14 protein-coding genes are annotated in these 21,965 nt (G+C 67.4%); 2 read left to right on the forward strand and 12 right to left on the reverse strand.

Features of this window, described 5'->3' with window-relative positions; translation table 11 throughout:
* Nucleotides 1-251 precede the first annotated feature (251 nt).
* The gene (locus ABIC66_RS19210) at nucleotides 252-458 is read left to right on the forward strand and encodes a hypothetical protein (RefSeq protein ID WP_354072202.1); all 207 of its coding nucleotides are present in this window, start codon (nucleotides 252-254) and stop codon (nucleotides 456-458) included.
* A gap of 106 nt (nucleotides 459-564) precedes the next feature.
* Here the strand turns inward: ABIC66_RS19210 and ABIC66_RS19215 are convergent, their stop codons facing one another.
* Nucleotides 565-2,061, reverse strand: coding sequence for an ATP-binding protein (locus ABIC66_RS19215; protein WP_354072204.1), 1,497 nt, complete (start codon nucleotides 2,059-2,061; stop codon nucleotides 565-567).
* 189 nt (nucleotides 2,062-2,250) lie between these two features.
* Here ABIC66_RS19215 and ABIC66_RS19220 point away from each other — a divergent pair, with 189 nt between their 5' ends.
* The gene (locus ABIC66_RS19220; protein WP_354072206.1) at nucleotides 2,251-5,205 is read left to right on the forward strand and encodes a TonB-dependent receptor domain-containing protein; all 2,955 of its coding nucleotides are present in this window, start codon (nucleotides 2,251-2,253) and stop codon (nucleotides 5,203-5,205) included.
* Nucleotides 5,206-5,209: 4 nt separating this feature from the next.
* Here the strand turns inward: ABIC66_RS19220 and ABIC66_RS19225 are convergent, their stop codons facing one another.
* From ABIC66_RS19225 to ABIC66_RS19275, 11 genes are all read right to left on the reverse strand, one after another.
* The gene (locus ABIC66_RS19225; protein WP_354072208.1) at nucleotides 5,210-6,208 is read right to left on the reverse strand and encodes a FecR family protein; all 999 of its coding nucleotides are present in this window, start codon (nucleotides 6,206-6,208) and stop codon (nucleotides 5,210-5,212) included.
* Nucleotides 6,198-6,740, reverse strand: coding sequence for an RNA polymerase sigma factor (locus tag ABIC66_RS19230; protein WP_354072210.1), 543 nt, complete (start codon nucleotides 6,738-6,740; stop codon nucleotides 6,198-6,200). Before ABIC66_RS19230 ends, ABIC66_RS19225 begins: the two co-directional genes overlap by 11 nt.
* A 57-nt stretch (nucleotides 6,741-6,797) precedes the next feature.
* Nucleotides 6,798-7,643: an oxidoreductase gene (locus ABIC66_RS19235; RefSeq protein ID WP_354072211.1), complete on the reverse strand. Its 846-nt coding sequence runs from the start codon at nucleotides 7,641-7,643 to the stop codon at nucleotides 6,798-6,800.
* A 42-nt stretch (nucleotides 7,644-7,685) separates the two neighbouring features.
* On the reverse strand, nucleotides 7,686-8,468 hold the full coding sequence (locus ABIC66_RS19240; RefSeq protein WP_354072213.1) for an alpha/beta fold hydrolase: 783 nt from the start codon (nucleotides 8,466-8,468) through the stop codon (nucleotides 7,686-7,688).
* Between the two features lie 76 nt (nucleotides 8,469-8,544).
* Nucleotides 8,545-9,645: a redoxin domain-containing protein gene (locus ABIC66_RS19245; RefSeq protein WP_354072215.1), complete on the reverse strand. Its 1,101-nt coding sequence runs from the start codon at nucleotides 9,643-9,645 to the stop codon at nucleotides 8,545-8,547.
* Nucleotides 9,623-10,027, reverse strand: coding sequence for an organic hydroperoxide resistance protein (locus ABIC66_RS19250; protein WP_354072217.1), 405 nt, complete (start codon nucleotides 10,025-10,027; stop codon nucleotides 9,623-9,625). Before ABIC66_RS19250 ends, ABIC66_RS19245 begins: the two co-directional genes overlap by 23 nt.
* 23 nt (nucleotides 10,028-10,050) lie before the next feature.
* Nucleotides 10,051-11,319: an epoxide hydrolase family protein gene (locus tag ABIC66_RS19255; protein WP_354072219.1), complete on the reverse strand. Its 1,269-nt coding sequence runs from the start codon at nucleotides 11,317-11,319 to the stop codon at nucleotides 10,051-10,053.
* Nucleotides 11,320-11,363: 44 nt separating this feature from the next.
* A complete protein-coding gene (locus ABIC66_RS19260) occupies nucleotides 11,364-11,873 on the reverse strand; it encodes a cytochrome P460 family protein (protein ID WP_354072220.1) in 510 nt (169 codons plus the stop codon).
* A 9-nt stretch (nucleotides 11,874-11,882) separates the two neighbouring features.
* Nucleotides 11,883-12,896, reverse strand: coding sequence for an alpha/beta fold hydrolase (locus ABIC66_RS19265; RefSeq protein ID WP_354072222.1), 1,014 nt, complete (start codon nucleotides 12,894-12,896; stop codon nucleotides 11,883-11,885).
* Nucleotides 12,897-13,078: 182 nt separating this feature from the next.
* Nucleotides 13,079-15,556, reverse strand: a complete 2,478-nt coding sequence (locus ABIC66_RS19270) for a glycoside hydrolase family 3 N-terminal domain-containing protein (protein WP_354072223.1) — start codon at nucleotides 15,554-15,556, stop codon at nucleotides 13,079-13,081.
* A gap of 741 nt (nucleotides 15,557-16,297) precedes the next feature.
* Nucleotides 16,298-21,955 (reverse strand): DUF4347 domain-containing protein, encoded by a 5,658-nt coding sequence (locus ABIC66_RS19275; RefSeq protein WP_354072225.1) that lies wholly within the window; start codon nucleotides 21,953-21,955, stop codon nucleotides 16,298-16,300.
* Nucleotides 21,956-21,965: the final 10 nt, after the last annotated feature.

The raw sequence follows: 21,965 nt of genomic DNA on the forward strand, positions 1-21,965 counted from the left end.
CTATCTGTTTGGCGTGATGCGCTAGATTACGTCATTGTCACTTTTGACGGCGCGCCTGGAGCGTAGGTTTGGTGGCTAGGCGTCGCCGTTGTTGGCGGCGTACAGGGCGCCCGAAGCGCTCTTGTCGCTTACTTGGCCAATTTCGACGAAAACTCGGCCATACGTAACAGCGTTGAAATAAGCTCGTCCAACAACACCGTCATAGGGACGCGGTAAAGTTTTCTTTCCCGTGCGTCACCGACCAGACTTCCATGGCTGAAACCGTCACCATCTCCCGAGAGATCTTCCAGCGCCTGCGTTCGCGCCTGCCGGCCGTGACGCGCGAGCACCTGTTCGACTGTTACGCGATCAGCGAGACCACCTGGACCAAGCTGCGCGACGGCAAGCCGGTGAAGCGCTCGACGCTGGACCGGGTGCTGGCCAAGCTGGCCGCGCTCGACGCCCGGGTGGCCGCCTGACCTCACCGATCCCGCCGGCGCGATCGTGAGGCCGAGAAGATCGACGAGCCGACGGCTCGAGAGCGGGTTTGACCAGACGACGTACGGCGCCGGTGGGTGCGCGCCTCTAGCGGCGGTCGAGGTCCACGCAGCGCTCGCGCGCATAAAGGCGCACCGTTTCGGGAAATCGATATTGGCCGGCGTCCGCGAGGATCAGCGACTTTTCAATCAGGGCGTCTAGAGCCGCGTTGGCGGTCGCACGGTCAAGGTCACGCTCGACGGCTATTTCCAGGGCCGCTTCCAGCGTGAACGGCGCGTCGAGTCTGGAAACTCGCTCGAGGACCGTACGCTCGCCGTTGGCCAGAAGGTCGAAACTCCAGTCCAGCGACGCCTTCAACGTTCGTTGGTGTGGCGGAGCGGTGCGTCGTCCAGGCCAGAGCAAACTGGGCCCTTCGCCGAGCAGTCGCGATGTCGCGCCAATCCCATGCGTCGCGGCGCGCAGCGCAGCCAGCTCTATCGGCAAGGCCAGTCCGTCTAGCCGTTCGCAAATCGTGGCGATCATCGGCGCGTCTTCCGGCTGGATATCGACGCCGCCAGCCGTCGCCAGGTGATGCCTGAAGAGGTCGATGGCCGCGGACTCATCATGGGGCGTCAGACGATGGACTTGCTCGTTGCGCGCTCTCAGGGCTTGGCGGCTGGTGACGATGACGCGAACGTCCCGCGCGGTTGCGGAGATCGCTTCGCACAGCGACGCGATCGCTTGGGCGAGATGCTCTGCGGCGTCGAGGATCAGCAGCAGTCGCCGGCCTCTGAGATAGTCCAGCACCATCGTCGCCGGGCTGTTGGCCGCGACGGTTAGCCCCAAGGCGGCCGCGACGGCGGGAACGAGCATGTCGGGGACCGAGACCGCCGCCAGCTCGACGAAGGTCGCGCCGTCCGTGAAGTCCGAGGCCAGTTCGTGCGCCGCTTCGACGGCCAGACTGGTCTTGCCCACGCCCGCTGGTCCGACGATCGTCAGGAGCCGAGCGTTGGAGACGCGTTCGATCAACTGGCGCAGGTCGCGTTCGCGGCCGATCAGCCGGTCCAGCCTGCTGGGAAGCAGGGAGGAGGGCGCAACCTGTCGAGCCGGCGCGGCGTGAGCCTGTTTCAAGGCGCCGATGAAGCCGTAGCCTACGCCGACCTGAGTAGTGATCAGGCGGCCGCCGCCAACGCCATCGCCCAGGGCCCGTCGGAGTCGGGTCATATGAAAGCGCAGCGCCACGTCCTCCACCGTCACGTCGGGCCAGACCCTGCGGATGAGTTCGCGCTTGGGGATGATGCGCCCGGGTTGTTCGACCAGCGCCAGCAACAGGTCGAACGAACGGCCGCCCAGTTCGACCGGGACGCCGTCCTTGGTCAGGCGGCGTTCTTCCGGGGCGAGGACGAAGCCGCCGAAGGACAGCCGATCGCGGGCCCGACTCGGCATGGTTGGGCTTGCGATCGAAGGAGCGCGTGACGTAAGCGTCGGCGCGGGAGTGGGAACGGACTCGATCGGGACGCGCGCGCGGTCGGCATGCGTCGCCAGGCGTGTTCCAGCCTTCCCGTCCTCGGCGGCGCGGATAGTGACGAGACTGGATTGGCGCATTCGTTCGTACTCCACGATCCGAGCCAGGAACGCAGGTCCCCCGCGATCCCGTACGCCGCCGCCGAACTTTTTCTGACGCGTCCGAGCGCGTGTGCCTTGGGTCTGGCGCTGGGCATCGGCTTGGCCTTGGCGGGGACTACCGAAAGCTGCGCCGCGACTTCCGTTGTGCTGGACATGCCTGCTCAGTCCTTGTCCGTAACCCTCAACCGGGTCGCCAGGGTCGGGTCGGTGGAGCTGGCGTTCGACCGAGCCGTGACCGACCGCTTGAACGCCCCCCGCCTGAAGGGCCGGTTCACGGTCGATCAGGCGCTAGCCGCCGCCCTGGCGTCCACGGGCCTCGGCGTCCAGCGAACCTCCGACGGCGCCTATGTGGTCAAGCCCGTATCGACGCCGCCCGCCGCCAAGCCGAGAGACGACGGGGACGGCGCCGTGTCCGAGATCCTCGTTTTGGGTCGGCGCAATCTCAATACGGGCATCCGTCGCACGCGCGACGATATCCAGCCGTACGACGTGGCGCTGGACGAGACGATCCGGACCGCTGGGGCCACCGACATCGAGGGCTTCATGCGCCGGGCGATGCCGTCCGACGCTCAGTCTGCGTCCCTGGTCCAGGCGCCGGTGGCCAATTCCGCCTCGGCGCGCTCGCGGATCGATCTGCTGGGGCTGGGCAGCGGCCAGACCTTGGTGCTCGTCGACGGGCGGCGGTTGCCCAGCGTCCCTGAAGCGGTGGGCAACGGCGCTGGCTTCGTCCAGGCCGACGTCAACGGGATCCCGCTGGCCGCCGTCGAGCGGATCGAGGTGCTTACGGCCGCGGCGGGCGCGCTCTACGGAGCCGGCGCCACCGGCGGCGTGGTGAACATCATCCTCAAGCGTGACTACCAAGGCGCGGAGGTCGGCGTGACGCAGGGGTTCACCCAGCACGGCGGCGGCCTGGCCAGTCGCCTCGACGCGTCGATCGGCCGAACCTCCCGCGACGGCCGAGGCGGCGTCTCGGTGCGGATCGGTCTAGGCAAGGACGAGGGGCTGAGCGTCGGGGAGCGTGTGTTCGGCGAGCGGGCGCTTGGCGTCAACGGCGCGGATTTCGCGGTCGGAAAGATCATCGCGCCCTATGTGCCAATTGGCGCGGCCGTCAATGTCGCCAGTTCACGCGGTGTTCTGACACTGAAGCCGGACTATGGCGGCGCGTCGCTCGGCAGCTCCTACACCACATTCTCGCTATCGGGCTTCACGGTCGCCGAGGCCGTCGCCAACGCCGGCAAGCTGAACCTAGAGCTTCCCGCCGACGCCTTTGGCGAACGACAAAGTCTGACAACCCGCACGCTGCGGCGCTCGCTGATCCTCAGCGCGCGCCAGGAGATCGGAAACCTCGAAGGCTTTTTTGACTATCTATTCCTGGACAATCGCGGACGCGCCACGGCGCCGGCCGGGTACGCGATTCTCTCGCTGGGGGCGGAGTCCGCCTATAATCCCTTCGAACAGAGTGTCTACGTGTCGCGTTCGGTGCCTTGGGATGGAATCGTGCGCAATCGCAGCGCCAGTCAGCGCGCTACCGCCGGCCTGATCGCCCGACTGCCGCGCGGGTGGATGGCCGAGAGCGACCTCGATATCAGCCGATCGCGCGTGCGGATCACCGACGACGCGCGTGGAGCGACCATCAACGCCACACTGGCGACCAAGTACGACGGCTATGCCGGTCCGGGCCTTTCGCCGTTCGCCTCCCAGGAGGATTTCCTTAGGGGCTATCGCGCTTACCAAGTGGCCAACGGCGCTTTCACGAAGTCGGACGACACGCTGACCGACTTCAATCTGCGCGCATCGGGACCGTTGTGGCGCCTGCCAGGCGGGCCGCTGACCATGACCGTCACCGCGGAGGCCTCCCGCGAGCGGACGTCCGGTGGCGAGCACTTCGCCTTCGACGCTGTCAGCCAAGAGCCGCGAAGCGTGCGGGGCGGCCGGCTGCGGCTGGACACCCGCTCGGCCTATGCCGAGTGGCGCGCGCCGCTGGGCGCGCCGGATGCGTTCCGTCCGCTGCGGGGCCTTGAGCTTCAGGTCGCGGTGCGCGGTGACGCCTATCGGATGACCTCGCCCCAGACGTACATGAGCCTCCTTGGCGACGGCGCGCCAACGGTGACGAGTCAGGCGGTGTCCAAGCACGCGCTACTGGCCAAGACCCTGGGCCTCAAGACCTTCGTCGCCGATGGCGTCATGCTGCGCGCCAGTTACAGCGAGGGCCATCTGCCGCCACGCTCGGACCAGGCGCAGTCGCTGATCCTGTCGGCGCGCGCTTGGCCGCGAACGGATCCTCAGCGCGGGGACGAGATCCTGGGCGCGGCCGGGCCGTTGACGATCATCCAGAACGGATCGCCCGGGCTGGATCCGGAGCGGGCCCGCACGTACGGCGTGGGCGTCGTGGCGGAGCCGCGTTGGTTGGCGGGTGCGCGCTTTTCGGTCGACTCTCTGCGCACCGTCAAAAGCCACGAGATCACCACCTTCGCCGCCGGCGATGTCGCCTATTTCCTGGCGCGGGAGGCGATCTATCCGACCCGGGTCATCCGCGCGCCGCTCACCGACGCCGATCGGGCCAAGGGCTATACGGCTGGCCACGTCATCCTGCTGGACACTGGCGCGCTGAACAGCGGGCGCTCGGTCGTCGAGACCTTCGACGCCAGCGCCGAGTATCGCCGCACGGTGGGGCAGGGCAGCGTCAGCGCCTATTTGCGCGGTGTCTGGTTGCCTAGCTACCGCCGTATCGCCGATCCTGAAAAGCCCTGGACCGAGACCGCCGGTTTCGGTGATGGCCCCCTGAAGTTCAAGGCGCTGGCGGGCGCGCAATGGGCTGGCGAGGCGCTGAGCCTAGGCTTCAACGCCCAGTATTACGGAAGCTACCGGGCGGCGACGTCGGGCTTCACCGTCGCGCCCGTCAACCTGGCGATCGCCCAGCCTCACGAAGAGCGTATCCGTTCGCAGATCTATCTTGATCTTTTCGCGCGTCGGTCGCTCGGCGGGCCCACGCAGGTGCAGGCGATCGTGCATAACCTGCTGGACGCCACGCCGCCCTTGGCCCTGGCCGCGCCGACGGGTTACAGCACCTACGGCGACGCGCGCGAGCGCAGCTTCGAGATCAGCCTGACGCGGCGGTTTTGACCCCTCAGGTCGCCGGTCGGATCTCCAGCGTGTCATCGACCCGGACAGCCCGCACCGGCAGCAGCATCGCCACGGTGCGCAGGAAGCGGTCTGGATCGCCCAGCTCGAAGCGACCGCTGATTTTTAGGTCCCCGATGCGCGGATCGGTGATGACCATCCTGCGCCCGCCGTAGCGGTTCATTTCGGCGACGGCTTCCGAGAGCGGCGTGTCGGAGAATTCGACGAAGCCTTCGCGCCAAGCCAGGGCGATGTTCGGATCGAAGCGCTCGATGCGCGCGGGGCGGCCCGCCTGCAGCACCAAACGCTGGCCCGGCCGCAACTCGTGATCCGGAGCCGCGCCGCGCGCGCCGACGGCGACACTGCCCTGGACCAGCATCACCGCGACAACGTCGGGACTCAGGCGAACTCCGAACGCGGTTCCGCGATCGACGATGGTCTGGTCGCCGGCGTCGACGGCGAACGGCCGCTTCGGGTCGCGCCTGACCTGGATATAGGTCCGGCCCTTCACGAGGGTCAGGCGACGGGCCTTGTCGTCGAAGGCCACCTCGACGCGCGTGTCGCTGTCGAGGTCCAGGCGGGTGCCGTCTGAGAGGGTGACAGCCCGTCGTTCGCCGACGCCGGTGGTAAAACTGGGCAAGGCGTCCGAGGCGATGACCTCAGAGTGTTCCCGCCCGGTCCAGTACCGCCAGCCACCCGCCGCGCCCAGCAGGACGACGACGGCGATCGAGGCGGCGGCCAGGGCCTTGGGCCAGACAGGCGGGCGGACGGCCAGGGCGCTGACCCGCAGGGCCTCGGCGAGGGGATCGTCCTTCAGGTCCTGGCCTGCGCGGCGCCAGACGGCCTGGGCGCGAGCCCAGACCTGCGCATGGCGTTCGGACTGCGCCAGCCAAGCCAGGAAGGCCGGATCGGCGGCGGTCGACGGGTCGGCGTCGTGGCGCGCCAGCCACCAGGCGGCGTCGTCCTCGACCGACATTCCGGACGGGGGCGTTCGGCTAGAGGTCATGACTATCCCCTCCAAGCGAGAGAAGCTGCTTGGCGGCCCTCTGGATATGCTTCTCAACCGTGCTCAGCGACACACCCAAGCGGCGGGCGATCTCGGGATGCGAAAGGCCTTCCAGGCGACGCAGGACGAAGATCGTCCGCGTCCGCTCGGGCATGGCCATGATCGCGCGGGTGGTTGATTTCAGAGCTTCGCGCGCAAGGAGCGTCTGTTCGGGCGAGACGTCGCTCTGTCCGTGCAGATCTGGTTCGAACACGACGTGGCTGTCGCTCTTGCGCGTACGGCGGCGGCGAAACCTGTCCTTGATGACGCTGGCGGCGGTCTGGAAGACATAGCCCTCGAACTGGTCGAGGTCCTGACTGTCGCCGCGCCGGACGATGCGCAGAAACACCTCCTGCACCAGGTCGTCCGCCTCGTGGGTGTTGGGCAAGCGGCGCTGGAAGTAGCGGGTCAGCGCGCCCCTCAGCGTGCGCGATCGCGCGGCGAGATCGTTCTCGTCGTCATCCTTCGAAATCTCGTCCGGTCCCGTGCGCATCCGGAGACTATCATGAGGTAATTCGGCCCGGGCCGTCCACATGACGCGCGGCCTCGGCTAGTGAGCCGCAAGCGGTTCGTCGAAGTCGGTCGATGCGCTGAGCGCGCCCCAATGTTCGAGCTCGGCCAGGCGACGCTGGTCAGCCGCGCTGATCGCGGCGACGGCATCGCTGCCCAGCGGCAAACGTAGGGGCGGGGAAGCCATGGCCGCCAGCTTCAGCAGGACTTGCGCCGCCTTGCTGGGATCGCCCGGCTGCCGGCCATCGTACTCGGCCTGCCGACGCGCCGCCGCGCCCACGACCGCATCGTACTCGGCGCGGCCGGCGTTCAGTCGGGTCGAAGCGCCGGCGAAGTCGGTGCGGAAGCCGCCCGGCTCGACGATCGTCACCTTGACTCCGACCAACGCCATCTCCTGGGCCAGGACCTCGGAAAAACCCTCGACGCCCCACTTGGCGGCGGAATAGGCGGCCCGACCCGGCGCGCCCAGCCGACCGCCCACCGACGAGAACTGGATGAAATGGCCGGATCGCTGGGCGCGAAGCAGCGGGATCGCGGCCTTGGTCACAATGATCGCGCCGAACAGGTTGACCTCGATCTGTTTGCGGAAGTCGTCGAGCGATGTGTCCTCGGCCGAGCCGATATCGCCATAGCCGGCGTTGTTCACGACCACGTCCAGGCCGCCGAAGTCCTCGGCGGCCAGCGCCACGGCGCGGGCGGCGGCCTCTGGATCGGTGACATCCAACTCGGCCAGCCGCACGGCAGGACCATGATGTTCGGCCAGGTCGGCGAGGCCGCCGGGATCGCGCGCCGTGGCGACCACGCGATGTCCGGCGGCCAGGGCGGCCTCAGCCAGGGCCCGGCCCAGGCCGCGCGAGGAACCGGTGATGAGCCATCTCTGGGACATGTCTTTCTCCTTGCTCCTGAGCGGTCCGGTCGGGGCGCCGGACTAGTTGGCGGCGGCCGTCTCGATCAGCTTGGCGACCTCGTGCGGATGCGAGATCATCACCACGTGCGAGGCGCCGGGGACGGTGACGACCTTCTTCGCCTGGGCGCGTTCGGCCATCCACTTCATGGCGGCGGGCGGGATGTTGCGGTCGGCCTCGCCATAGACCCACCAGGAGGGGATGGCCTTCCAGCTCGTGGCCACGGCCTTTTCGGCGCCGGCCGCGTCGGTCAGCGGGCGCTGGGCGACAGCCATCAGCTTGGCCTGCGCGAGCGGTACGTCCGCGGCGAACTGAGCCGGGAACTTGTCCTGCTGGATGTAGAGGTCGTGAGCCCCGCCAGGCAGATCGACGGGCTTGTCCAAGGTCGGCGGCAGGGTAGAGCCTGGGAACTTGCCGGTCAGATCGAAGATACTTTCACCAACCTCGGGAGCGAACGCGGCGACATAGACGAGGCCTTTGACGTTACCGGCGCCGTCGGCGGCGGCCGAGATCACCGCGCCGCCATATGAATGGCCGACCAGGATCACCGGGCCGGCGATCGAATTGATCACCGTACGCACGGCGGCGGCGTCATTGGCCACGCCGCGTAGCGGATTGGCGGCGGCCACGACATGGTAGCCGTCGCGGGTCAGGTCGGCGATCACGCCGTCCCAACTGCTGCTGTCGGCGAAGGCGCCGTGCACCAGAACCACGGTAGGCTTGGTCGATGCATGGGTTTGGGCGTGGGCGGCGGTGAGGCCGGTCAGGCCGAAGGCCAAGGCGATGGCAAAGGCTTTCTTGGACATGGGAGGGTTCCTCTAAGGGGCAAATGGAGAGGGAGAGCAGGATGCCGGTGCGGCGGGCCGGTCTTGAAGGAAACCGCTAGCCGAAAGTGAAGGCGTAGACGCGCAGGCCCGGATCGAGCGCTTCGATCTGGAACGCGCGGTCGACGACGGGGCCGACCTGGCGGATCAGCTGGTACATGCGGGGGCGATCAACGACGCTCGCGCCGTCAGCGTCGACATCCCAACCATGATCCTGCCCAGGCGCCTGGCCATCCAACCGTACGCGGATGCGGACGGGGCGATTGGGCGAGGCGGGGGCCAGCACCATGTGCAGGTCACGCGCGTGAAAGCGGTGCGTGATCGTGGCTTTCGGCGTGGCGCTGGTGGCGAACTCCTCGCCGACCGTCCAGCCGCCCGACAGGCTCCAGCGGTTCAGCGGCAGGTCGCGTGGCGAATGGTAGAGCTGTTCGACGTCATGGCGCAGGCCGCCCGCCGAGACGAAGGCGCTGGCCTGGCCGTAGCCGACATAGGTCTCGCCCGAGCCAAGGTCAGGAAAGTCTGGCGCGGCTTCCGGGCCCGCGCCCGCGACCACGGACAGGGCTTCGGCCATGGCGGGGCCAGGGACATCGGTCAGAAGCTTCCGGACCAGCCGTTCGATCTGGTCGTAACGGCCCTCGCCGTCGACATGGCCCCGGACGCGACCGTCGGCGTCGATGACGTAGAAGGCTGGCCAGGCATTGTTGCCGAAGGCGCTCCAGATTCGGCGGTCACTGTCGAGGGCGACCGGGAACTTCACGTCCAGATCCTTCACCGCCTGGCGAACGTTCAGGACTTCCGTCTCGAACGCGAACTCGGGCGTGTGGACGCCGACCACCGTCAGGCCCCGCTGGCCGTAGCGGGTCTGCCACGCGCGCAGATAGGGCAGGACTCGCAGGCTGTTGATGCACGAGTAGGTCCAGAAGCAAACGATCACGACCCGGCCGCGCAGGACGGTGGCGTCCAGGGGGGGGCTGTTGAGCCAGGGCCCGGATAGTTTCAGCGCCGCGAGAGCCGACGCGGGCGCGAAGGCCCCAGCCAGGGCGCGACGGGCCGGTGGCAAGGCTAGCGCGCCGCCCAGGGACAGCGGGCCCAGCCCCGCCGCTGCGCCCTTCAACCAGGTCCGGCGCGACACCGGATCAGACGAGGTTGAGCGTGACATCGATATTGCCCTGCAAGGCCTTGGAGTAGGGACAGGTCCTATGGGCCGCCTCGACCACCTGGCGCGCGACCTCGGGGTCCAGGCCTGGTGTCGCGACGTTGAGGCGGGCGGCCAGGAAATAGCCGGCGCCATCGGTGTTGAGGGCGATCTCGGCGTCGATGGCCACGTCGACCAGCTTCACGCCCATTTGCTTGGCCGCGATGGTCATGGCGCCTTGGAAGCAGGCCGACCAGCCGGCCGCCAGCAACTGCTCGGGGTTGGTCCCGACGCCGGGACCGCCCGGCGTCGAGAGCTTGATGTCCAGCCGGCCGTCGTCGCTGCGCGCGGCGCCTTCGCGGCCGCCGGTGACGTGGACCTTGCCGGTGTAGAGGGTCTGGCTCATGGGATGTCGTCCTGTCTGAAGGTTCAGCGGAGGGAGCGGAAGGCCGCGCGGATCTCCTGGGCGAACAGCGCTGGCTGCTCCCAGGCGGCGAAGTGCCCGCCGTTCGAGGCCTCGTTGAAATAGAAGAGGTTGCTGTAGGCGCGCTCCGCCCAGGTCTTCGGAGCCTGGAAGATCTCGCCGGGAAAGACGCTGACCGCGACCGGCAGGTCGATGACGCCGCGGGCGTTGAAGTTGTTGGTGTGGTCTTCCCAGTAGATCCGGGCCGCCGAGGCGCCGGTGGCGGTCAGCCAGTACAGCGAGAAATCGTCCAGGATCTCGTCGCGGGTCAGCACCTTTAGCGGATCGCCGCCGCTATAGGTCCACTGGGCGATCTTCTCATACATCCAGGCCGCCATGCCGACCGGTGAATCGACGAGCGAATAGCCGATGGTCTGGGGCCGGGTGTTCATCATCGCGGCATAGGCGGCGTTGTCGCGATAGAAGGCCTCCAGCTTGTCGAAGGCGTAGCGCTCCTTGATCGACAGGCTGGCGGGCGCGGGATCGCCGGCCGCTAGGACGCGGGCGATTTCGGCCGGAACCACGGCGGGCATGTTCAGGTGGACGCCGGCCAAGCCCGGGACCTTCTGCAGCGCCATGCGCTGAGAGATCACCGAGCCGCAGTCGCCGCCCTGCGAGACGTAGCGATCATAGCCAAGGCGCAGCATCAGCTGCGACCAGGCGAGGCCGATGTGGTCCGAGCCCCACCCAGTGACCTTGGGCTTGGCCGAGAAGCCGAAGCCGGGGATCGACGGGATGACCAGGTGGAAGGCGTCCTTGGCCTCGCCCCCGTGGGCGGTCGGGTTGGTCAGCGGATCGATGACCTTGAGGAACTCCAGGATTGAGCCCGGCCAGCCATGTGTCAGGATCATCGGCAGGGCGTTGTCATGCCGCGAACGGACGTGGATGAACTGGATGTCCAGGCCGTCGATCTCGGTGACGAACATCGGCAGGGCGTTCAGCCGCGCCTCGACCTTGCGCCAGTCATAGCCGGTCGCCCAGTAGCGCATCAGCGGCTCCAGCGTCTGGCGGCGCACGCCCTGGCTATCGTCGATGGCCGGTTCCGCGTCGGCCCAGCGGGTGGCGGAGATGCGGCGCTTCATGGCCGCGACGTCGGCCTCGGGAATGGCGATCTTGAACGGCCGGATGGCGATCGAGGCGGCCCTAGCCAGGGCGGGCGTCAAGGCCGCCGCACCGGCCACGGCGAGGCCGCCGACCACCGCGCGGCGGGTGGCCGGGAGGAAGAGGTTCTTCACAGGAACTCCATAAAGCTGAGGTGAGGGGAGGGGCCGGAGCGCCCTTAGAGTGCGTACCGGGTGAAGACGTAGTCACGGTCCTTCACGCGGGCGGCGTGGCAGGCGAAGCAGGTTTCGTGCTGGGCGACATCGACGGGCTTGCCGTCGATGAAACGTCCGAAGCCCCAGCCGCCGGTCGTCGCGTAGCGCTTGGAGTCCTTGACCATCACCTGGACCGTGGTCGCCGCGGCGGGGATCGAGGCCGGCGCGAAGTCCGGCGACGGCGCCTGCTTCCAGGCCAGCTTGACCAGCACCGTCCCGTCCGGGAACGGCTGGGTTCCGGCGCGATAGGCCTTAAGCGCCCTGGCGTTGCCGACTGTCGCGCGCAATTCGTCCAATGGCGCGGCCTCCTGGGCCGGCGCGACGAGGGTCCAGTCGCGATAGCCCTCGGGAATGGTCACGCCATAGATCGGCGAGGCCGGCTTGGGATCGGCATGCACGGGCGCGCACGCCCAGCACAGCCCGGCCGCCAGGGCGGCCGCGCCGCCGACGGTCAGCATGGAAGAGGGGGACATGTCGGTCGCCTAAAGCTTGTCGACATCGATCACCGCCTGGGCGAAGGCGGCCGGCGCCTCCTGCGGCAGGTTGTGGCCGACGCCACCAGTGATCAGGCGGTGGGCGTACTTGCCGGTGAACTTCTTGGCGTAGCTGGCCGGATCGGGATGCGGAGCGCCGTTGGCGTCACCTTCCATCGTAATGGCGGGGATGGTGATCGGCGGAGCCGCAGCCAGCTTGGCCTCCAGAGCGTCGTACTGGGTCTCACCGTCGGCCAGGCCCAGCCGCCAACGGTAGTTGTGGACGACGATGTCGACGTGGTCGGGATTGGCGAACGACTTGGCTGTGCGGGCGAAGGTCGCGTCGTCGAACGCCCACCTTGGCGAGGCCAGGGTCCAGATCAGCCGATTGAACGCCTCGGTGTTGGCCGCGTAGCCGTCGCGGCCCCGATCGGTGGCGAAGTAGAACTGGTACCACCAGGCTAGCTCGGCCTTGGGCGGCAGCGGCGCGCGGTTGGCCTGCTGGCTGCCGATCAGATAGCCGCTGACGCTGACCAGCGCCTTGCAGCGCTCGGGCCAGAGCGCGGCCATGATATCGGCCGTCCGCGCGCCCCAATCGAAGCCCGCGACGATGGCGTGCGCGACGCCCAGCGCGTCCAGCAGAGCTATACCGTCCATGGCCAGGGCGGCCTGCTGGCCATTGCGCGGAGTCTCTGTCGCGCGGAAGCGGGTCGTGCCATGGCCGCGCAAGTGCGGGACGATCACGCGATAGCCGGCGGCGGCCAGGCGCGGCGCGACCTCGGCGAAGGCGTGGATGTCATAGGGCCATCCGTGCAGCAGCAGCACCGCCGGGCCATCCGTCGGCCCCATCTCGACATAGCCGATGCTCAGGACGCCAGCGTCGATCTGCTTGGGCGCGCCGAAGGCCGCCGGGATCGCCGCCGCGGCCCGCGCCTGGCTCGCAACGGCCGCGAAGGTGAAGGCCAAGGTCGTGGCGCTCAGAACTTGGCGGCGGTTGGGATCTTGATCCTCGGTGTTCGACATGGCCTGCTCCTTCGGTTGCTGGCTCCGAAGGATTAGGCCGCGCCATCACCCGATGGGTGTTAGCTACTGTGAGCGCGGGTGATCGTTCGTCGCCCGCCCGTAAGCCTACGTCGCTCAAAACTTAATTGGCGGCAGGCCCATGTCACACCGCGACAGTGCAGGCATGGCGACTGAGGCGGCGATCATTGCCCCGCGTTGAAAATGTCCGTCAGCCTTATGTCATCCGATCCCGCGCCGACCATGATCTTGAACTTGCCCGGCTCGACCACCCATTGATGCTTCTCGTTCAGGAGCGCCAAATCCTTCCGCCGCAACGTGAATTCGATATGGCGTCGCTCGCCCGGGTTCAGATGCACGCGCTGAAAGCCCCGAAGCTGCTGCTCATAGGTGATGACCGAGCTCACCACATCGTTGATATAAAGCTGCGCGACTTCATCGCCTTCGCGACTTCCGGCGTTCGTGAGGTCGAACCCCACCGTCACCATCGCGTCTCCGTTCGGCGCCGCCGGCTGAAGGGTGAGGTTGCTGTAAGTGAACTGTGTGTAGCTCAGCCCATGGCCAAAGGCGTAGAGCGCGCCGTTCACGCGCGATAGTTCGCCCTCCCATTGCGCATTGGGTTTGGTCGGGAAGTTGAGCGGAATCTGCCCGGCGGTGCGTGGGAAGGTGACCGTAAGCTTGCCGCCCGGATTGTAATCGCCGAACAACGCGTCCGCGATGGCCGTGCCGCCCTGCTCGCCGGGGAACCAAGCCTCCAAGATCGCCGGCACATTCTCGTCAGCCCAATTGATCGACAGCGGGCGACCGTTGATGAGCACGAGCACGACCGGTGTCCCGGTCGCCTGTACGGCCTTCAGCAACTCCAACTGACGCCCCGGCAGGTCGAGGCTGGTGCGGCTCCGGCTTTCTCCGACGGTCAGGCCGTTGTCGCCGAGGACCACGACGGCGACCTTGGCCCCCTTCGCGGCGGCGACGGCCTCATCGATGCCGGTCCTCGTCGCGTCGGACAGCGGCTCTGGCAAGGTTTCGGTACGGGGCCAGTTCGGGCTGACCACATCCACGCCCTTGGCGTAACGCACCTCGGCTTTGCCGCCCAGCTTTGCCCGTATCCCTTCAAGAACGGTGACAGCCTTGCCGCCATGCGGATTGTAGCGGCGGGTAGCATAGCTTGCATCGTTCGCGTTCGGCCCGATGACGGCGACGATGTCCGTCGCCTTGCTCAACGGCAGCGCCGCGTCCTTGTTCTTGAGCAGCACGAGGCTTTCTCGCGAGGCGCGCAGGGCCAGTTCGCGATGTTCGGGCGCGCCGACCAGACGAGCCGTCGCGGCGGCGTCTTTCACATAGGGCCGGTCGAAGATGCCGAGCGCGAACTTGACGCGCAGGATATCGCGCACCCGGTCGTCAATCGTCGATGGCGCCACCAGCCCGCGCGCGACGGCCGCGCGCAGCGGCGTCACGTACTGCTCGGGGGGCGTGAAATCGGTGCGAACGTTCAGGCCCGCATTGACCGCCATGGCGGCCGCCTCGACCGGGCCAGCGGCGACCTTGTGCTTGCTGTAAAGATATTCGACCGCGCGGCTGTCCGAGACGACGTAGCCGCGAAAGCCGAATTCGGTGCGCAGGCGATCGGTCAACCAATAATGACTGCCGGTGACGGGGATGCCGTCGTAGTCATTGTAGGAACTCATGATCCCCATCAGCTTGGCTTCGCGGATCGCGGCCTCGAACGACGGCAGATGGATGTTCTCGACCTCGCGCGGCGACACTTGCGGATCGGTGCGCGCCTCGCCCTCGCGTGCGCCCTTGTTGGCGCCATAGACCGCGAAATGCTTGGCGGTGGACGCGACGGTCAGATCCTCTTGGAGGCCGCTGACCATCTCGACGCCCAGGCGCGACACGAGGAACGGGTCTTCGCCATAGACTTCCTCCATGCGGCCCCAGCGCTGGTCGCGGGCGACGTCGAGAATGGGGGCGTAGACATTGGTGTAGCCGAGCGCCCGCGCCTCGCGCCCGACGACTCTGCCGATATCGCGGACAAGGGGCGCGTCCCAGGTATGGCCGACGCCGATCTGGGTCGGGAAACTCGTGGCGTGGACGGCTTCGAGTCCGCCATTGCCTTCGTTCGTAAAGTCGACGGGAATGCCGAGCCGGGTTTGCTCGATGAAAAAGCGCTGGACCTCGTTCATCGCCCAGACGTGTTTTTGAATATCGGTCGCGTAAATGCTCCGCGATCCCCGGCCCCAGCCGTTATGCATCTCGTCGATATTGCCGACGCCGTCTTTCCAAATCTTCTGCTTCCACTCGACCGTAGGCAGCTCGTCACGCAATACGCGGCCGAACCCGTACAGCGTCACCATTTGCGCCGTCTTCTCGTCCATCGTCATTTGCGACAGCAAATCATCGATCCGGCGCTCGATCGGCTGCGTCGAGTCTTCGTAGATATCTTTTTTGTCGTTCTTGTTGAGGTCAGTCCATCCGCGCCGATAGAGTTCACGGCGTGACGCGAAGACCGGCGACACTCTGGCGGTCAGGCTCGTCGTCGTCGGAAAGTCCTTGGAGGCTTTGACCTCGTCTTGCGTAGATTGCGCTTTTGCAAGCGCGCCTGCTCCGAGCGTTGTGACTAGGCAAAGGGCGACGCCCGTTACCCGACGACGAATGTTCATGAGTTTGTCTCCCCGGCGAACAGCCGAAACAGGCTCGGGTGGAAGTCTCAAGCCCTCTGGGCCCGTGGGGAGAGCCGTCAGGCCGATCTTGAGTTCGTCGCTCAGGCTCCACTCGGCGCCAGCCGCCTGAGAAATGGTCGCCGATCTTGACGCGCGCGTACTGGCGATTCTGGGCGACGTGCTGCATCCCCCGGTGTGGGCCCGCGGCGCGCCCTGCGCGCCAGGGCGGGCGAGGTCGTCAGCAGGCTCGCGGCGCTGATCGATGCCAATCGCATCGACGCGTGCAAACGCATGTTCCTCCTCCTTCGTTTTTATATGCAGTCCAGGTGGCGCGCTGAGCACCGCTCGTCAACAATCTTCTTCATAAGTGAACATGAATTTTGCTGTTAAAATAATCTGAGCTTCGGGCTTGGAGCGGAAGTTGGGCCGCGCTTTTCCTCGGCAGCCGAAAAACGCCAGGTCGGTCGCCGGACCATCCGCGCATAGCTCTCGTCGTCTGGATGCGGCCGGGACGGCCGACGGCGTCGGCCATGGACGGAGGTTACCGTAGCCGAGTTGGAGCGAGATCCATGGCGCCGATGAGCGTAGAGTCTCTGGGCGCGTGCCACTCGCGAACCTGATCGCTCATCCGATGGGGCCGGGCCCGCGACCGTCAGCTTCCGACGCGATCAGACTTCAGAATGCGCGACTGGTTTTTGGGCCTATTCTGGCGCGAGGCTACCGCCGACAACAGCCAAAACCCTAACCAAGGCCGCTCCAAGTCTGGCCATCGCCATAGACCGCGACGAGATCCACGTGGAGCTTGGCGTCGCCGTCGAAGAAGTCCGCGAGGAAGGCGTCGTTGGCCTTCGCATAACGACCTGTGTCCTCGATCACGGCCTCGGCCAGCAGCCAGCCGATAAGAGCCGCCTTGCCGCCCTCGACCGAGCCCGCGACATGCTCAAAATAGGCCTGCCGGGTCATGCCGCCGACGTCGGTATGAAGCAGCAAATCGATCTTCTCCGCGGTCGGCGTCACGCCGAAGATCTCGGCGTACGACTTGGCGACTGTCTGCTCCATGCTCAAAGCGCCGTAGGTCTTCTCGAACCATGAGTGGGCTTGGCCAGCGGCCGAGGTCAGATTGACGGCGAAGTTGATGTAGCGGTTTTCGACATTGAATTTTTGATAATAGGCGTCGCTGAGATCGGCCGCGTTCACGGCGTCCGGCGCGTGGAGAAGGAACTCCAGGCCCGCTCCGGTCGGGGTGGCGCCGGTGAAGAACTGGTAGGTCATCACCGCGACCGAGGTGGTCGCGGCCACCAGCTTGGGCAGGTCGGTGATCACCTCTCCGTTCGCCATCTTCAGGGCTTCGATACTGACGATCGTGTCGTCGCCGTCGAAACTGGAAGCCAGAAGCCCGTGGGCGGTGTGGGCGAAGTAGTAGTCTGCCTTGACGCCTGCCATGAGAGCCGTGTCACGGCCCGCGCCGCCGTCCAACAGGTCGTTTCCGGCCCCGCCGAACAGGGTGTCATCGCCATCGTCTCCATAGAGCTTGTCGTCGCCGCCCTTCGAGCCGACGGTGTCATTTCCGCCGCCGCCATGCAGCACGTCGTCGTCGGGGCCCAGCACGATGTATTGGCTGGCGCCGTCGCCAAAGACGACATTGCGGCCCTCGCCACCCGTGACGGTCGCGGCTCCGACGATCACCGCGTACTCGATGTTGTTCAGCGTGAGAGCCGTCGATGACGGCATGTGGCTGACATCGATCACCAACGCCTCGACCTGGGTCGTGGCGCCGAGCAGGCTGATTTCGCCGGCCTGCGTTCCCGCGCCCGTCGGCGTGATCGACCGGACGACGATGGGCGTGTTCGAGGGCTGATCTTTCAACCAGTCTCCGCCGGCGCCCCCGAGGAGGATCTGGTCACTGGACCCTGCGGTGACGTGGGCGTTAGTTTCACGGAGAAGGTCGGTGAGCGCCTGACCAGCCGTTTGGACGGTGGCCGGGCCGCTGATCGTCACGCCGACGCCCACCGGAATTTGGATGACCGCGCCGCTCGCGCCGGAGGGGGTGACAGGGATGTCGGCCGTCGCGGGATTGCCGGATTGCTCGGGCCGCCCCGACGCGACGATGGGGACAACGACCTGCGACGAGGTCGATCCGTCGTCATTCGTAATCGTCGAGGTCTGCACCTGCACGCCATCGACCGTGGTCGTCACTAGGGGAGGCGGTGGCGGCGGTGCGGGATCGACCGCCGCGGTTGGCGCGGAAAACACGCTCTCGGCCGCGCCAAAGCCGTCGGTATAGCTGGCGACGACGGTTATGGCCTTACCGATCTCGCTGGGCGTCAGCAGGTAGGTGGAGTTGGTCGCTCCCGCGATGTTCGCGCCGGCGGCCTTCCACTGGTAGGAGATCGCGCCCAGACCGTCGAGGTCGGCGAGGCTATTGCTCACCATCAGGGTCGAGCCTTCAATCGCCGCGCCGCGGATCGTGACGGCCCCGGTGGGAGCGTCGTTGACGTTGGTGACCGACGCCGTGCCCGCGGAAACGCGGCCTTCAGCCGTGCCGTGACCGTCCATATAGCTGGCCGTTACCGTGATTACCTTGCCAACCTGGGCCTGGCCGACGACCAGCGTCGAGGCCGTCGCACCGGCGATATCGGTCCCGTCGGCCCTCCATTGGTAGCTGATCGCTCCCAGACCATCGGCATCGGCCAGGGTGTTGGCGGCCGTCAGCGTCTGGCCCTGCGTCGCCGCGCCGGAGATCGTCACTGACCCGGTGGGCGCATCATTGAGATTGGCGATGGAGGCGGTGGCGGCGGAGGCGCTGGTCTCGGCCGCGCCGTGTCCGTCGGTATAGCTGGCCACGACCGTGATCGTCTTGCCGACCTCGGCCTCGGTCAGGACATAGGTCGAGGCGGTCGCGCCGGCGATATTGGTCCCGCCGGCCTTCCACTGATAGCTGATCGTTCCCAGGCCGTCGGCGTCGGCGAGGGTGTTGGCGGCGGTGAGCGTTTGGCCTTGAGTCGCCGTCCCAGAAATCGTCACCGAGCCCGTGGGCGCGTCATTGACGTTGGCCACCGCCGAGGTCGCGCTCGAGCTCACGCTTTCCGAAGCGCCCAGCCCGTCGGTGTAGCTGGCGACGACGGTGATGAGTTTGCCGACCTGGCTTTCCGTCAGGGTGAAGGTCGCGTTCGTCGCGCCGGCGATATTGGTTCCGTCGGCTTTCCATTGGTAGCTGATCGTCCCTAGGCCATCGGTGTCGGCGAGCGTGTTGCTCGCGGTAAGAACTTGGCCTTGCGTGGCTGTGCCGCCGATGGTCACCGAGCCCGTCGGCGCATTGTTGGCTGGGCCCACGGCGCTTGTCGCGGTCGAGGTCGAGCTCTCGGCCGTGCCGTGGCCATCGGTATAGCTGGCGACGACCGTGATGACCTGACCCAGCTCGCTCGAGGTCAGGACATAGGTCGACGCCGTTGCGCCGGCGATATTGGTCCCGTTGGCCTTCCACTGGTAGCTGATCGCGCCCAGGCCGTCGGCGTCGGCCAGGGTATTGGCGGCGGTTAGGGTCTGGCCCTCCTTGGCGGTCCCCGAGATCGTCACCGATCCGGTCGGCGCGTCGTTGACGTTGACGACAGAGGACGTGGCGCTGGAGGCCGCGCTCTCGGCCGCGCCGTGTCCGTCGGTATAGCTGGCCACGACCGTGATGGCCTTGCCGACCTCCGCCTCGGTCAGGACATAGGTCGAGGACGTCGCGCCGGCGATGTTGGTCCCGCCAGCCTTCCATTGGTAGCTGATCGTCCCCAGTCCATCGGCGTCGGCGAGGGTGTTGGCGGCCGTCAGCGTCTGGCCCTGCGTCGCCGTTCCCGAAATGGTCACCGACCCCGTTGGCGCGTCATTGAGGTTGGCGACGGAAGACGTGGCGCTCGAAGCGAGGCTTTCGGCCGCCCCGTGTCCGTCGGTATAGCTGGCCACGACCGTGATGGCCTTGCCGACCTCCGCCTCGGTCAGGACATAGGTCGAGGACGTCGCGCCGGCGATGTTGGTCCCGCCAGCCTTCCATTGGTAGCTGATCGTTCCCAGTCCATCGGCGTCGGCGAGGGTGTTGGCGGCCGTCAGCGTCTGGCCCTGCGTCGCCGTCCCCGAAATGGTCACCGAACCGGTTGGCGCGTCATTGACGTTGGCGACGCTGGCGGTGGCGCTGGAGGTGCTGCTTTCGCTTGTGCCGTAGCCATCGGTATAGCTGGCGACGACCGTGATCGTCTTGCCGACCTCGGCCTCGGTCAGGACATAGGTGGAGTTGGTCGCGCCGGCGATATTGGTCCCGCCGGCCTTCCACTGATAGCTGATCGTTCCCAGGCCGTCGGCGTCGGCCAGGGTATTGGCGGCTGTCAGCGTCTGGTTCTGGGTCGCCGTCCCGGAGATCGTGACCGAACCCGTCGGACTGGCGTTGGGAATGTTGATGGCCACGCTGGCGTCGGCCGCGCCGTCGGTCAGGCTCATGACCGCGGCGCCGACGTTGTTGGTCACCGGTCCCGCGCCCAGCGTGATCGAAAGGGCGGTGTTGTCGCCCCGATCGAAGCTGCCCCCCGGAGCCGCGAACGTATAGTCGACCACTGTGGAGGCGGTGTTGGCGCCGGAAATGATCGAGAAACCCGTCGCGGTCTGGCCGCCCCACTTGATGTCGTCCGCGCCGATCGAGCTGCTGGCCACCGAGCCACCGGGATAGGCATAGGTGATCCGGACGGTGTAGGTCGTCCCGCCCGAGGTGGTGACGTCAGGCGCCGAGTCGATCGTCGCGGTCGGCGCTATAATCAGTGTCCCCTGACTGAAGAGGACGCTCGTGGTCCCACCGGCCGCGCCGTTGCTGGAACTGCCCGAACCGCCGGCGCCGCCGGCGGCGGCGTTCAACGTGAAGGCCGAGTTGGTCGCTGTATCCAGATTGAGCGTCGCGCCGCCCGCGTTCCAGACACCGCCCACGCCGCGCCCGCCGTCCGCGCCTGAGCCGGCGTAGCCGCTCGCAAAGCTGCCGCCGCCGCCGCCGCCGCCGCCCGCCCCGAGATTGCTGCTGATGATCGAATTGAGCAGCGTCAGCGTGCCGGTGTTGTAGATTCCGCCGACCGCGGAGCCGCCGGCGCCGCCATTGTTCTCGCCGGATCCGCCGCCGCCGCCGCCGCCGATCGAGATCGATCCATTGTTAGCGGAACCGCCGGCCCCGCCGGCGGCGTAGCCGCCAGTCGACCCACCGACCCCGCCTGAAGCGGACCCGCCGCCGCCTCCCAATGTGAGGCCCCCTCCGCTGCCGCCATGGCCGCCAGTTCCACCGCTAGCGGCGCTGCCGGAGTAGGCGCCGCCGCCATAACCACCGGCTCCGCCATGGCCCCCGCCGCGGCCGGCAAAGCCGCCGCCGCCGCCGCCGCCGCCAGAGGCGGCAATCGCGCTCAAGCCGCCCGCGCCGCCGCCGCCGGCCGCGAGATTGGTGGTGACGGTGACGCCCGACAGCGTCAGCGACCCCGCGTTGCGGATGCCCGCGCCGAGCGCATCGCCGCCCGTTTGGCCGGGATTGCCGCCGTCGCCCGAGATCAAACCCTCGCGCAGGGTGAGACCCGACATGGTGACCGAGCCGGCTCGCACCTCGACAACCCGGCCATAGGAATTGGCGTCGATGGTGTGACCGCCGCCGACAATCTGCAGCGTCTGGCCATCGGTGATGTTGATCGAGATCAGGGTCGCCGCCCCGTCGGACCCTGTGACCGTGTCGCCAGCGCCGGTCGCGGAAATGTCGGCCAGGAGCGTGATCGTGTCGGCGGCGCCGTTCGACGCGGCCGTCGCCAGCGCCGACTTGAGTTCCGCCAGCGTAGAGGCGGTCAAGGTCGCCAGGTCGCCGTCGAAGTGCGCGAGCGCGGCCGTGTCCAGGACGTGCGACGGCGACACCGCGCCGGTCGAGATCTCGAGCGTCCAATCGGCGCCGGACGCGGCTCCCGTGTCGTTCGACGAGGCGGCGATATCGGCTCCGGTCGCCCGGGCGAGCGCCTCGAGAAAAGCTTGTCCCTTCGGCCCCGCACCGATGTCGCAGCCCCAGAGCTGGATGTCACCGTCCGGCGCCAGCGCCGCGCCGATCGTCGCGAGGTCCTGCGCATGGTCCGCCAGATTGCCCGCATGCAGCGCTTCGGAGCCCACCAGCAGAACGCCGTCGGCGCCGTGGCTGACCACATGGATCGCAGCAATGTCGCTTCGGCCTTGCAGGGCCTGCGCGATCTGGTGAACGCCGTTTTGCGAGGAATCGATCAGCACGACCTGCGCGCCAGGCGCGACGGCGTCGACGATGGTTTGGTAGCCAGCCACGCCCCTGTCGACGAATACGATCTCGGCGGTCGCCGGCGGGAACGCCGGGGCGATAGCGAGGGAAGCCGCGGTGTCGGCCATGGGCGAATCC

Source organism: Caulobacter sp. 1776, from assembly GCF_040545685.1.
GTDB lineage: Bacteria > Pseudomonadota > Alphaproteobacteria > Caulobacterales > Caulobacteraceae > Caulobacter.

Coding starts and splice junctions, on each gene's coding strand:
- ABIC66_RS19235 (WP_354072211.1), bottom strand. CDS start 7,643: ATGTCCCAGAGATGGCTCATCACCGGTTCCTCGCGCGGCCTGGGCCGG.
- ABIC66_RS19225 (WP_354072208.1), bottom strand. CDS start 6,208: ATGACCTCTAGCCGAACGCCCCCGTCCGGAATGTCGGTCGAGGACGAC.
- ABIC66_RS19240 (WP_354072213.1), bottom strand. CDS start 8,468: ATGTCCAAGAAAGCCTTTGCCATCGCCTTGGCCTTCGGCCTGACCGGC.
- ABIC66_RS19265 (WP_354072222.1), bottom strand. CDS start 12,896: ATGTCGAACACCGAGGATCAAGATCCCAACCGCCGCCAAGTTCTGAGC.
- ABIC66_RS19215 (WP_354072204.1), bottom strand. CDS start 2,061: ATGCGCCAATCCAGTCTCGTCACTATCCGCGCCGCCGAGGACGGGAAG.
- ABIC66_RS19260 (WP_354072220.1), bottom strand. CDS start 11,873: ATGTCCCCCTCTTCCATGCTGACCGTCGGCGGCGCGGCCGCCCTGGCG.
- ABIC66_RS19270 (WP_354072223.1), bottom strand. CDS start 15,556: ATGAACATTCGTCGTCGGGTAACGGGCGTCGCCCTTTGCCTAGTCACA.
- ABIC66_RS19210 (WP_354072202.1), top strand. CDS start 252: ATGGCTGAAACCGTCACCATCTCCCGAGAGATCTTCCAGCGCCTGCGT.
- ABIC66_RS19230 (WP_354072210.1), bottom strand. CDS start 6,740: ATGCGCACGGGACCGGACGAGATTTCGAAGGATGACGACGAGAACGAT.
- ABIC66_RS19275 (WP_354072225.1), bottom strand. CDS start 21,955: ATGGCCGACACCGCGGCTTCCCTCGCTATCGCCCCGGCGTTCCCGCCG.
- ABIC66_RS19245 (WP_354072215.1), bottom strand. CDS start 9,645: ATGTCACGCTCAACCTCGTCTGATCCGGTGTCGCGCCGGACCTGGTTG.
- ABIC66_RS19250 (WP_354072217.1), bottom strand. CDS start 10,027: ATGAGCCAGACCCTCTACACCGGCAAGGTCCACGTCACCGGCGGCCGC.